13 protein-coding genes are annotated in these 12,474 nt (G+C 52.1%); 8 read left to right on the forward strand and 5 right to left on the reverse strand.

Translation table 11 applies throughout. From position 1 onward, the window contains the following. Positions 1-3: 3 nt before the first annotated feature. Genes DW757_RS17965 through DW757_RS01300 form a run of 3 tightly spaced genes read right to left on the reverse strand, consistent with a single transcriptional unit; the run spans position 4 to position 1,918 of the window. Positions 4-276, reverse strand: a complete 273-nt coding sequence (locus DW757_RS17965) for a transposase (RefSeq protein WP_347559951.1) — start codon at positions 274-276, stop codon at positions 4-6. Next, positions 258-548: a hypothetical protein gene (locus DW757_RS17970; RefSeq protein WP_347559952.1), complete on the reverse strand. Its 291-nt coding sequence runs from the start codon at positions 546-548 to the stop codon at positions 258-260. Before DW757_RS17970 ends, DW757_RS17965 begins: the two co-directional genes overlap by 19 nt. A 5-nt stretch (positions 549-553) precedes the next feature. Further along, entirely contained in the window at positions 554-1,918 is a 1,365-nt protein-coding gene (locus DW757_RS01300; protein ID WP_118750751.1) for an alpha-glucosidase/alpha-galactosidase, read from the reverse strand. 155 nt (positions 1,919-2,073) lie between these two features. Here DW757_RS01300 and DW757_RS01305 point away from each other — a divergent pair, with 155 nt between their 5' ends. Further along, a complete protein-coding gene (locus DW757_RS01305) occupies positions 2,074-2,862 on the forward strand; it encodes an AraC family transcriptional regulator (protein WP_243033261.1) in 789 nt (262 codons plus the stop codon). 42 nt (positions 2,863-2,904) lie between these two features. Next, on the forward strand, positions 2,905-3,312 hold the full coding sequence (locus tag DW757_RS01310; RefSeq protein WP_015574529.1) for a hypothetical protein: 408 nt from the start codon (positions 2,905-2,907) through the stop codon (positions 3,310-3,312). 211 nt (positions 3,313-3,523) lie between these two features. On the opposite strand, the gene coaBC is transcribed toward DW757_RS01310, so the two are convergent. Continuing rightward, positions 3,524-4,741 (reverse strand): bifunctional phosphopantothenoylcysteine decarboxylase/phosphopantothenate--cysteine ligase CoaBC, encoded by a 1,218-nt coding sequence (coaBC, locus tag DW757_RS01315; RefSeq protein WP_118750753.1) that lies wholly within the window; start codon positions 4,739-4,741, stop codon positions 3,524-3,526. Positions 4,742-4,962: 221 nt separating this feature from the next. On the opposite strand from coaBC, the gene DW757_RS01320 reads away from it, so the two are divergent. Further along, positions 4,963-6,162 (forward strand): tyrosine-type recombinase/integrase, encoded by a 1,200-nt coding sequence (locus DW757_RS01320; RefSeq protein ID WP_118750754.1) that lies wholly within the window; start codon positions 4,963-4,965, stop codon positions 6,160-6,162. 163 nt (positions 6,163-6,325) lie between these two features. Next, positions 6,326-6,787 (forward strand): low molecular weight protein-tyrosine-phosphatase, encoded by a 462-nt coding sequence (locus tag DW757_RS01325; protein WP_118750755.1) that lies wholly within the window; start codon positions 6,326-6,328, stop codon positions 6,785-6,787. Between the two features lie 126 nt (positions 6,788-6,913). On the opposite strand, the gene DW757_RS01330 is transcribed toward DW757_RS01325, so the two are convergent. Next, the gene (locus DW757_RS01330) at positions 6,914-8,242 is read right to left on the reverse strand and encodes a Na+/H+ antiporter NhaC family protein (protein WP_118750756.1); all 1,329 of its coding nucleotides are present in this window, start codon (positions 8,240-8,242) and stop codon (positions 6,914-6,916) included. A 794-nt stretch (positions 8,243-9,036) separates the two neighbouring features. Here DW757_RS01330 and DW757_RS01340 point away from each other — a divergent pair. From DW757_RS01340 to cls, 4 genes are all read left to right on the forward strand, one after another. Beyond that, a complete protein-coding gene (locus tag DW757_RS01340; RefSeq protein WP_021966286.1) occupies positions 9,037-10,314 on the forward strand; it encodes a DNA polymerase IV in 1,278 nt (425 codons plus the stop codon). A 97-nt stretch (positions 10,315-10,411) separates the two neighbouring features. Beyond that, on the forward strand, positions 10,412-10,654 hold the full coding sequence (locus DW757_RS01345) for a hypothetical protein (RefSeq protein ID WP_015573235.1): 243 nt from the start codon (positions 10,412-10,414) through the stop codon (positions 10,652-10,654). Further along, on the forward strand, positions 10,651-10,830 hold the full coding sequence (locus DW757_RS01350; RefSeq protein WP_008397287.1) for a DUF4250 domain-containing protein: 180 nt from the start codon (positions 10,651-10,653) through the stop codon (positions 10,828-10,830). The genes DW757_RS01345 and DW757_RS01350 overlap by 4 nt, the downstream gene beginning before the upstream one ends. Positions 10,831-10,942: 112 nt before the next feature. After that, positions 10,943-12,463, forward strand: a complete 1,521-nt coding sequence (cls, locus tag DW757_RS01355; RefSeq protein ID WP_118750758.1) for a cardiolipin synthase — start codon at positions 10,943-10,945, stop codon at positions 12,461-12,463. The last annotated feature ends 11 nt before the right edge of the window (positions 12,464-12,474 follow it).

The raw sequence follows: 12,474 nt of genomic DNA on the forward strand, positions 1-12,474 counted from the left end.
GCTTTAAAAATTGAATTCTGAAAAGTTAAGGTTATGCAGTTGCTGACTTGATCTGATAACCTTGATTTCTCGCAATGATAATTGCCTTCTTGTGACCGTAACGCTTTTTATACGGAGATAACGGTTGCGTATTTCAGGATGCTTTTTGCTGGTAACGACAGCATTGGCATACTGCACCAGCAGTGGCCTGATATAGCATCCGGCCTTGGAAACCCGGACAGATTTTTTCTTTCCTGCGCTTTCATTGTTGGCCGGAGTCAGTCCGCCCATGAGCATAAGTGTTTCGCCGAAGGAAAAGCCTCCATATTGGTACTGATCTCGGAAATGATCCCGATGGCAGTGAAGTCACTGCGGATACCTGGAGCAGTTTGAAGAATGGAAAGTTCCTGCTGGTAGGGAGCGGCGGGCGCAAGAATGAGTTCTTCAAGCTCTGCTTTCCAGGATTCAAGGTTTTCATAATGAGCCTTGTTCACCTTGAGTTTGCCGGCCTGTTCCACTGTGATATAGCCGTCAATGGCATCACGGAGTTCAGGTAGCTTCTTTTTCAAACTTTTTAATGATACGCGGGTAACCAGTTCCCGTAGGTCTCAATAAGGTCGTCCACCAGCTTGACAATGGTGTCCGGGTCCAGCTCGCTGCCGGTATGGGGATCCAGCATGGCGGCCTGATAGATGTGCTCTTTCTTCCGGGTCACGGCGGCTTCGATGGTCAGCAGCTGCACATTGATGTTGGTCATGTTCATGGCGGCACACTGCACCGGCAGGCGGCCCGCCCGGCAAGGATGTACCCCCATGCCGTCAATGAGGCAGGGCACCTCCACACAGGCGTCGGAGGGCAGGTTTTCAATGAGGCCTCCGGTGTTAAGTACGTTTCCTCCGATTTTGTAGGGTGTGCCCGTGACAATGGACTCTATAATGTAGGAAGCGTATTCCCGAGAACGTTCGTGCTCCAGCTTTTTCTGGGCGCGCAGCTCGTCCCGTTCCTTTTCCCAGCCGGCAATCTGCTCTACGCAGCGGCGGGGGTATTCGTCCAGAGGGATATGGTAGCGGTCAATGAGCTCCGGATACTTGGATTTGATGTAGAACATATTGTATTCGGAGTTGTGCTCGCTGGATTCCGTGCAGTAGTAGCCAAAACGGCGGATGTAGTCCAGACGCACCAGGTCATAGCGGGTTTTCTCCACCCAGTCGGGGGCGTCCTGAGTTTCCTCATAGAGGTGGGCGTCCACAGCCAGCTTGGCCCGGCGGCGGATTTCCGGATACAGGTCGTTGCCGTCTTTGTCCCGCAGCTCCAACAGCCAGCTCATGTGGTTGATGCCGGCAATGCGCTCCCGGCGGCCTTCCAGCTTGTCCTCCATGCCCAGTTCCTTCAGCAGGAATTCCGAGCACACCTGGACGCTGTGGCACAGGCCCACGGTTTCGATGCCCGTGTACCGCTGCATGTAGCCGGAGAGCATGGCCATAGGGTTGGTGTAGTTGAGGAACAGGGCATCCGGGCAGACTTCCTGCATATCCCTGGCGAAGTCGTCCATGACGGGAATGGTGCGCAGGGCACGCATGATACCGCCAATCCCCAGGGTATCGCCGATGGTCTGGCGCAGACCGTACTTCTTGGGTACCTCGAAGTCGATGATGGTGCAGGGGTCATAGAGGCCCACTTGGATGGCGTTGATTACGAATCGGGCCCCCCGGAGGGCTTCCTTCCGATTTTCAACTCCCAGATAGGCGGTGACCTTCCCGTGTCCGCCCTTGGTCCTGTTCATGGCGGAGATGATCTCAAAGCTCTCCTGCAAGCGGACGGGATCGATGTCGTACAGAGCGAATTCCCAGTCCCGGAGGGATTGGGTACACATGCAGTCTCCCAGCACATTGCGGACAAACACGGTGCTGCCCGCGCCCATAAAAGTGATCTTATTCATATAGCATCCTCCTGCTTATGATGATTCCGCCCCCTGGATTTCCAGAGGGCTTTCCTGGCATTATGATACCACCGGGCCGGAGAAAAGCCTATTGCACGGTGTGTGATTTCTTTGTTAAAATGTTAGCAGTATTCTTGCAAATGGGAGGGTGCAGAATGGATAAGCAAATACTGCTGGTGAACCGCCATTGGCACGATATTAACCCGGTGGACTGCGGCCGGGAAGCCTGTGCGCCCGGCCACTCCTTCGGCCCGGCGGCGCGGTTTTACTGGCTTTTGCATTATGTGATCCAGGGCAGGGGAGCCTTTACCGCCGGAGGGAAGGAAAGCCCGGTGCGGGCAGGGCAGATGTTCGTCATTCGGCCCTTTGAAGTCAGCTATTATGAGGCCGATCGTCGGGAACCCTGGGAGTATATTTGGATTGGTTTTACCTGCGGCATTCCTCTGCCGGAGTGCCTTTTGCAGGAGGCAGTGGTGAACGCGTCCCGATGCGGGAGCATTTTCAGCTCCATGTTGGAGGCGGAGAACCAGACAGATAGCCGGGAACTGTTCCTCTGCGGAAAGGTGTTTCAGCTGCTGGCGGCCCTGGAGGAAAAGCCCGCCGGCGGCGAGGACTATGTGGAGCAGGCCAGAACTTATCTGGAAGCCAACTATATGCGGGACGTGTCCATTGGGGAACTTGCGGGGAAGCTGAACCTGAACCGCTCCTATTTCAGCACCCTGTTCCGGAAAAAGACAGGGAAATCCCCCCAGCAGTACCTGACGGATTACCGGATGGGGCGTGCCTGCCAGCTCATGACAGAGCACGGGTATTCTCCAGGGAAGGCGGCCCTGTCCACTGGGTATCCGGACATTTTCAGCTTTTCACGGATGTTCAAAAAGCACTTCGGCGTTTCCCCCCGGGAATACAGCAGACGACAAACGGAAAAGGAGGAGTTCCTTTGAAATTCATCCGTACCTACGACTGGCACCTGGGGCGGATGCTTTATGGCCGCTCCCAACGCCCGACAGTTGCCGGGGTATCTGCCCGTTAAGCAGCTGCGGCTCTATTATCCCAATCTTCTTTCCATCCACAGCCAGTGGATGATGCGCGGCCAGGAGGACGCTGAAATTCAGGCTGCCGACGCCCGCCGGGTCTCCCGGACGGAGATGCTCTTCCGGCTTTTGCAGGACGTCTGCGATACGGAAATCCTACTGGAGAAAACAGCTTGCCAGCAATATCAGGAGGCCAAAGCTCATCTGGTCGGCCTGAACCGGGTCCGGGGCGAAAAATCTCAGCAAAAGAAATCCAGCGTACAGGCTGTACAAGTTCCTTTCAGGGAGCAATCACCGACAGGTTTCTATGGACAAGTACGTCCTGAGCATCATGCTGGAGGAGGTTTTGAGCTGCGCTAACCGGTTCCTCACCCGGTTCAGCCGGGACCGCTATACCCTGTGGAGCAGCCAGGAGCGGACTGTCCACAATGCCTGCGGCGGTCTGGATTGGCAACTGCATTGAGGTCTCCCGCCTGCCGGACGGCAGTGCCGACGCGAAGGTGGTCGCCGCGAATAAGGAAAAATAAGGGCGGAGAAGTTTTATTTTGGCTTCCCCGCCTGTGTTTTCCGGTTAGTTTTCCCGGGGGTGATTTTTCAAATCCCGCAGCCTCAGAATCTCCGTCAGCAGGACGTCGGCAGCCTCGTCCTTGCTCATAAGGGACAGAGATTTTTCCCCGTCCCGGGTGATGAGGGTCAGCAGGTTGGTGTCCACGGCAAAGCCCGCCCCGGCTTCCTTTAGGTTATTAGCGGCAATCATGTCCACGTGCTTTTTCTCCAGCTTTTTCCGGGAGTTTTCCACCATATCCCGGGTCTCCATGGAAAAACCGCAGAGGAACTGGCCTTCCCGGCGGTGGTCCCCCAGAGTTTGCAGGATGTCCTGGGTACGCTTCAAGGGGATGCACAGGTCGTTGTCGGATTTTTTCACTTTGTCCTGGGCAACCTGGACAGGAGTGTAATCCGCCACCGCCGCCGCCTTGATGATGATGTCCTGCTCCGGGGCCTGGGCGGTGACTTCCCGGAACATATCCTCCGCTGAAACGATTTCCACGGTCTCCACGAACCGGGGACGCTCCAAAGCGGTGGGGCCGGTAACCAGCGTTACCTGGGCGCCCCGGCGGGCGGCAGCCTTGGCAATCGCGTAGCCCATTTTCCCGGAGGAGTGGTTGGTGAGATACCGCACCGGGTCGAGAGCCTCCTGGGTGGGGCCGGCGGTGACCAGCACCTTCAGTCCGGCCATGTCCTTTTCCCGGGCAATGGTCTGCAAAATCCAGTCCAGCAGCACCTCCGGCTCCGGGAGCTTGCCCTTGCCGCTGTCCCCGCAGGCCAGGTGACCGCTGGCGGGCTCTACCACCTGCCAGCCGTATTCCCGGAGAATTCGCAGGTTGTCCTGGGTCACGGGGTTCTCATACATTTGGGTGTTCATGGCTGGGGAGAGGAGTCTGGGGCACTTGCAGGCCAGCACCGTGGTGGTGAGCATGTCGTCGGCAATACCGTGGGCCAATTTGGCGGCTACGTTGGCGGTGGCCGGAGCCACCATGACTATGTCCGCCTGCTTGGCCAGGGAGATGTGCTCCACGTCGAACTGGAAGCACCGGTCAAAGGTGTCTACCGGGGCCTTGTTGCCGGTGAGGGTCTCAAAGACCATGGGGGAGATAAAGCGGGTGGCGTTTTGGGTCATGAGCACATGGACGTTGGCGTGCTGCTTCACCAGCAAAGACGCTAGGGAAGCAGCTTTATAAGCGGCAATGCTGCTGGAAACGCCCAGCAGCACGGTTTTTCCTTTTAGCATGGAGGTTCCTCCTTTTTGAAATGTTCTGATAGTCTCAGTATACCACAGGAAAGGAGGAAATCCCAGCCCCCGTCTGCATGAAAGAGTTGCCAAAAATGAAATTTTAAATTCCACCTCTCCGTTTTCAGAGCTGCTTAAATTAAGAATAGAAAAGGGGCTCTGCCTATGGTATAATTTAGCATATCACGGCAGGGCTCTTTTTGTATGAAAGGAGCATGGACATGAGCGGAAAAAGACGGGACAGACGAAATCGTATTCTCCGCAACGGAGAGAGCCAACACCGGGACGGACGATATGCGTATAAATATATTGATACAACCGGAAAGCCACAATTTGTTTACAGTTGGAAACTGGAAAAGACAGACAAGACCCCGCCGGGAAAAAGGGACGACCTTTCTTTAAGAGAAAAGGAAAAATTGATATTGAAAGATATTGATGATGAAATTGTCCCACGCGGCGGAGAAATGACGGTGGAACAACTGGTTAGAAAGTACCTGTTGCAGAAAACGGGGGTACGGCACAACACGGAAGCAAATTATAATTTTGTCCTCAATATTATCAAGAAAGAAGAATTTGGTAAAAGAAGAATTGACAAGGTTAAGTTGTCTGACGCGAAGTGCTGGCTGATAAAATTGCAGAAAGACGGACGAGGTTACAGCTCCATTCACTCTATTAGAGGTGTCGTTAGACCTGCATTTCAAATGGCGGTTGATGATGATTTGATACGCAAAAATCCGTTTGAATTTCAACTTGCTACTGTTGTTGTGAATGACAGTGTGACAAGAGAAGCAATCACAAGAAAGCAGGAAAGGGCTTTCCTTGAATTTGTGGCGAACGACAAGCATTTTTGCAGATACTATGAGGGAATATATATTCTGTTTAAGACCGGGCTGCGTATCTCTGAATTTGTTGGACTGACACTTGCGGATATTGATATGAAGAACAGAAAAATCAGTGTCAATCATCAGCTCCAACGAAAGAGGAACATGGAATATGTGATAGAGGATACAAAGACCACTTGCGGGACAAGAGAAATTCCCATGTCTGATAAAGTGTATGAGTGCTTTGAGCGTATTATCTCCAACAGGAAGAAGCCGAGGGTGGAACCCATGATTGACGGCAAATGTGGTTTCTTATATTTGGATAAGAATGATATGCCTATGGTCGCTCTGCATTGGGAGAAATATTTTCAACATATCTGCGAGAAGTACAACAGTATTTATAAAGTACAAATGCCGAAAGTTACGCCGCACGTTTGCAGACATACCTTTTGCTCCAATATGGCAAAAAGCGGCATGAACCCGAAAACCTTACAGTACCTTATGGGACACTCTGACATCGGAGTAACCTTGAACACTTATACGCACATAGGTTACGATGACGCAAAAGAGGAACTGAAAAGGGTAGTAAATGCCGAGTAGTAAAATGGGGAAACAGCCCTTAATTTACTACTTTTTTTACTACTTTTGAGGGAAAAGATGTGCTGATTTATGCTGCGATATGCCACGGGCAGGAGGAAAGAGCGAACGAGGGAAAGTACCGATAAATCAAGGAAATACAGTAAATTCAAGGAGTTTTAGATAGATGATTAGAATACTTTTCGTTTGCCACGGCAACATCTGCCGCTCCCCCATGGCAGAACTTGTCTTAAAAGACATGGTAAAAAAATTACACAGAGAGCAGGAGTTTTTCATCGCTTCCGCTGCCACCAGCACGGAGGAGATCGGAAACCCCGTCCACCCGGGAACCCGTGAGAAGCTGCGCAGATACGGCATTTCCACAGCGGGAAAATACGCTGTTCAGATGACGCGGAAGGATTACGCTGCCTATGATTATCTTCTGGGTATGGATTCCCGCAACATTTCCAACATGCGCCGCATTGCCGGAGGCGATCCGGATGGAAAAATCTTCCGTCTTCTGGACTTTTCTGCCTCTCCCCGTGACATCGCTGACCCGTGGTATACCGGCAACTTTGATGTCACCTATGACGATATTGCAGAAGGCTGCCAGGCTTTTCTGCAGTACCTGTCTGAAAAGAAACTGTAACGGCATCGGGCCCCGGAGCATCACCTTGACGCTCCGGGGCCCGATGTACAGATATACATTTTCTCTTTTTTTACCCTGCCTATCTGTTTCCTGCCCTTTTTCCGGTTTTTAATCGTTTCCCGTTTTCTATCTATCCCGTTTTTTCCCTTTTTTGAATCTCCTCTTTCCGATGGCCTCAGTCAGAATCCTCCACCCGGGAAGCAGATAGAGATAAAAGGCAAACAGAAAGCTCATGCTTCCGGCTCCGATGGTTGCGAGAGGCACAGAACCGGCAATGGACCAGGGAATCAGGGCTGCCAGGACGATGACGGAGTCTTCCAGATCCAGAGCCAGCTCCTCCTTGTTATCATATTCTCCTCTGCACAGTTCACAGGTGAGCATGGAGGCCAGTGTCTGGTTGCAGCTGAACATGGAAGTGGCGATTCCGGCAGCGCACATGGCGGGAAAACGGCCGAATTTTTTCGACATGCCTGCCAGTATGCGCTGAATATTTTTGAGAAGTCCTGTTTCCTCCAGAATGCCCAGATAGGAGGAAGAAATCAGAACAATCAGGCCTACGTTAATCATGGAGAACAGGCCTCCGCCGGAGAGAAGCGGCACAAGCTCGCTGTCGCCCTCAGGGGTGAAGCCCGCAAACATGCAGCTGATCACCTCTCTCACCTCCATGTGCTGAACCAGAAGGCAGAGAAGGAAGCTGAGCACAGCGCTGATTGCCATTACCAGCTTAACATCCCATTTCAGCATACAGAGAATGAGAATCACGGCAGCAGGAATGACGACGTACCAGGAGAGATCAAACATCTGGTGAAATTCATCCATTAAGCCGGAGACACCGGAAGAACTCTCCGCGCGCCCTCCAAGAAGCTGGTACAGAACGCAGGTAAGAAAAAACGGCACAATACAGGAAAGAAACATCCGCCGGATATTGTCATACAGCTTTGTTTCCGTCAGGGAAGCCACCAGGCTGGCGCTGGATGACATGGGAGAACAGCGGTCTCCGAAAAAGATTCCTGAGAGAACTGCGCCGCCTACCAGCACGGGGGAAGCTCCGTTTAATTTTGCCATGATCATGCAGATCACGCCCACTGTGCTGGCTGTACCGAAAGCGGTTCCCATAAGGAAGGAAACAAAACAGCACAGGAAAAATACGGATACCAGAAAAAATGGAGGGCTGATGAGCTTCATCCCGTAAAATACGATAAAGGGAATGGTTCCGCAGGCCCGCCAGAGGGCAGTGAGAAATCCGATCAGAGTAAAAATAATGAGAATATTTTTCAGCTTTTTTACGCCCACAGCAAGGAGCAGCGCAATTTTTCGGACACTGACTTTTAAATACCTGGCATAGGCGATAAAAAGAACCAGTCCGAAAAGCAGAGCGCATACCAGAGGAAAACCGAATACCAGGCTGACGACAAGTCCGCCGAGAAAGGCTGCCAGTGTTAGATTAGCTACCATAAGTACATCTCCAGATCTAAAAATTTATGTTTCGTTTCATATCTGTGTCCGAGGGGGCAGGAAAGCCTGTCCCGTTTTTTAGCTGCAGGTAAGGCAGAAACTGAGGCGAGCGCTCATCCCTGCCCGGCTTATTTGCTCGGCGGGGCAGACAGAGACAGAAAACCGACTTCCTGCTTCCTGCCGAAACAGAAAGAATCTGCCCTGCCTCACGGAAAAGGCGGAAAGAAAGGAAGTTTCATATTGGCAGACGGTATATATCTAATAGAGAACAGACCTCTGATATGGGAAATTTACCTGAAAATACACATTCTGCCGCAACTCATTCTAGTATAAGCCATACAGCCAATTCCTGCAAGACAGATGCAAAAACAATCAGAAAAAGTGATGTCCTGTTCAGGGGGAGCGTACTGGTCATGAGTTTTCCCTATGGGGGCCTGCAAAAAACAGAGCCCCCTGGCTGCATTTCCCTTCTTTATTTTTATATGCCCTGATTGAACATCCCCCTCTCCTCTGCTATAATTTCAGAAAAGAGAGCAGTAAAGATTTCACTGAAAACGACGCATAGCGAAGGAACCGCGCGGCAGGAGGGGTGCATAGCGAAGAAACCACCCAGCAAAAGAAACCGCCCCGCAAAGGCCGAACCAGCGGCCAGATAAGGCATGATAATGATAAATTATATCATTCTATATATGAATCCTATATGTTAATCCTATATATTAATCTTATATATTAATTCTATATGTTGTATTGTTGTATCATTCTATCAGTTGAGCAGAATCGTGAGGTGAAGAGACTTGAGTAATCCACAGGTAAGGCCGGTTATTTTTCATGTAGACGTAAACAGTGCATTCCTGTCCTGGGAGGCGGTGTATCGGCTGAGGCATCTGGGAGGAACGGTAGATCTCCGGGAGGAGCTGTGCGCCGTCGGGGGCGACAGGCAGTCCCGAAGGGGAATTATTCTCGCAAAGTCTCAGTCAGCCAAGAAGTTCGGTGTGCGGACAGGGGAGTCTATCCTGGAGGCAAGGAAAAAATGTCCCGGTCTGAAGCTGGTGCCGGCCAACTATCAGCTGTACAGAAAGTCGTCGGAAGCCTTTATCAGACTTCTCAGGGAGTATTCGCCCGAGGTGGAGCAGTACAGCATTGACGAAGCCTTTGTAAATATGACAGGCATGGAGCAGCTCTTCGGTCCGCCAAGGCAGGCGGCGGAGGCTATACGGGAGAGGATTTACAGGGAGCTTGGCTTTACAGTGAATATCGGAGTCTCCTCCAATAAGCTGCTGGCTAAAATGGCCTCTGACTTTAAGAAGCCCAACCTGGTTCACACGCTGTTTCCGGAAGAGATTGAGGAGAAGATGTGGCCTCTTCCTGTCAGGGAGCTGTTTTTCGTGGGAGGTGCTACGGAGCGCAGCCTGAAGCGCCTGGGCATACACACCATCGGGGATCTGGCCAGGACTGATCCGGAGCTTCTGCGCAGTCACCTGAAAAAGCATGGGGAAGTTATCTGGAATTTTGCCAACGGCAGGGATGCGGGAGTGGTGGAAGCAGAGGAGCCGGACAATAAGAATTACGGAAACAGCACGACAATCCCCTTTGACGTGACGGATGCAGGAACGGCCAGGATGGTGCTCTTGTCCTTGGCGGAGACAGTGGGGCGAAGGCTCAGGGACAGCCATGTGAAGGCGGAGGGAATCTCTGTGTCCATCAAGGACACCAGCCTGAAGACCGTCTCCCACCAGAGTGTGTTTGAGACGCCCACAAATATCACCGCAGAGCTCCACGAGGCGGCCTGCCGTCTGTTCGAGGAGCTCTGGGACGGCTCTCCAATCCGCCTTCTGGGAATCTCCACCAGCCGCATCCGGGACGAGGGATGCGCCAGGCAGATGAATATTTTCGGAGGGGAAGACTATGAGAAGCTGGAAAAGCTGGATCATGCGGTGGATTCCATACGGACCAGGTTTGGCAATGATGCGATTATGAGGGCCTCCTTTCTGAAAAAGCCCGTTGAGCACATGGCCGGCCGTGCAGTTCGGGCGGAGAAGAAGCTGGACTATACAGAGATTGAGGTGGAGTAGCAGATTGAGGCGGGGTAGCAGACTGGTTTGAGCGGCAGAAGCAGGCCGGAGCCACAGGGCAAAGGGCTGCTTGCGTGCCTTGTTTGGAGGAATGGATATGAAAAAGGAAATTGTATTTAAAATGGAACGCCCGGGACTGGTGAAGGAGGGGCAGGTAGTGGAGGTCAGTGAGTCGGTGACGCCCTTTAACGTCAACTATATGATAGAGCCGGCTGTGGCCATGTCCGGCCTGTTCCGGTTAAATGACCGGCTGAAGGCAGATCACGGCGTCGTAAAGAAAATTGAGGAGAATGCCAGGGGCTATTACGTCACCGTGGAATTTGAGGAGGAAGAGAAATGAGAATCATACCAAAGGACCCGATAATGTGCCTGAGCTTTGTCAATACAAAGCTTCGCGATTCCTACAGCAGTCTGGATGACTTCTGCGAGGATTTTGAGGCGGACAGGGAGGAGCTTGTATCAAAACTGGCCCGGGCCGGATATACTTATGACAGGGAGAAAAACCAGTTCCGCTGACAGGAAACACTTTGTGAAACGTCCCTGAGGGGATGGACAGCCGCATATTCTGATAGAATAGTCCAATTTCCCTTTTGGCGTCTGGGAGGAGGTGTTCTGAACCGTGCCTGCCATGGTAGAGATTTTCTGGGAAACTGCCCAGGCTGTGTGTGTCTGGATTTCTGATCATATTTTTTTCGTCAATCTGATTTTGTCCGTCGGCATCGTATTTTTTCAGCGAAGAGATCCGAAGACCGTCTGGGCCTGGCTTCTGGCGCTCAATTTTATCCCTGTGTTCGGGATTATCTTTTATCTTCTGTTCTGCCAGGACTTCAAAAAAAGCCGGATGTTCCGCATCAAGGAGGTGGAGGACCGGCTGAATCTGCCTGCCAGAATCCAGGAAGGCTATATTAAAAGCAGGAATCTGGCTCTGCTGGGAGAGCTGGCGGGAGATTATGAATCCCTTGTGCTCTATAACCTGGACACCTCGGGGAGCGTGCTCACCACCAACAACCAGGTTCGGATTTTTACAGACGGTGAGGAAAAATTTGCCGATCTGAGGAGAGAGCTTGAGGCAGCCAGGCGATATATCCACATCGAGTATTATATTATCAAAAATGATGAAGTGTTCGGCTCCATTGCCCCGATTTTAGAGAGGAAGGCGGAGGAAGGAGTGGAGGTGCGGATTCTGGCAGACGGAATGGGCGGCCGCTTTATGCCGGCAAAACAGTGGGACAGGCTCAGGCGGGCAGGGGTACAGGTGGGCATTTTCTTTCCGCCGGTGCTCGGGCGGCTGAATCTGCGCGTCAACTACAGAAACCACAGAAAGATTGTTGTCATAGACGGGCGGTATGGATATGTGGGAGGCTTTAATATCGGCCGTGAGTATGTGTCTAAGGATCCGAAATTCGGCTACTGGAGAGATACGCACCTGAAATTCTGCGGGGAGGCTGTGCTGGGGCTGCAGATCCGCTTTGCGCTGGACTGGAACTATGCGGCCGGGGAGAATCTCTTTAAGAATGCAGAATATTTTGAACCCCATATTCCCACGGACCGGGAACAGATGCGGGAGGATTCCGGAAAATTCTTCTGTGTTCACATACCGGAGGTGGGAGTCCAGATCATTGCCAGCGGCCCCGATACCATGTACCGGCAGATCAGGGATAATTACCTGGAGCTTTTTCATAAGGCAAAGAAGCATATCTATATCCAGACGCCTTATTTTGTGCCGGATGATGCGGTGCTGTCAGCTCTCCAGATAGCGGCCAGATCCGGAGTGGATGTAAGACTGATGATTCCCTGCAAGCCGGATCACCCCTTCGTCTACTGGGCTACCTATTCTTACGTGGGAGATCTGCTGCGGGCCGGGGCCAGGTGCTACACCTATGAGAACGGATTTCTTCACGCCAAGGGCGTCTGCGTGGACGGGAATGTGTGCTGCTACGGTACGGCCAATATGGACATCAGAAGCTTTGAGCTGAACTTTGAGGTCAATGCGGTGATATACAACAGCCAGACCACCCGGAAGATGGAGGATATTTTTGAGAAAGACCTGGAGCAGTGCCGGGAGGTGACCATGGATATCTACCAGTCCAGGAGCCTGACTGTGCGCTTTAAAGAGCAGTGCAGCCGGCTGCTGTCGCCTCTTTTGTAGGGGCGGCAGAA

The sequence above is a fragment of the Clostridium sp. AM29-11AC genome, assembly GCF_003480545.1.
Classification (GTDB): domain Bacteria; phylum Bacillota; class Clostridia; order Lachnospirales; family Lachnospiraceae; genus Otoolea; species Otoolea saccharolyticum_A.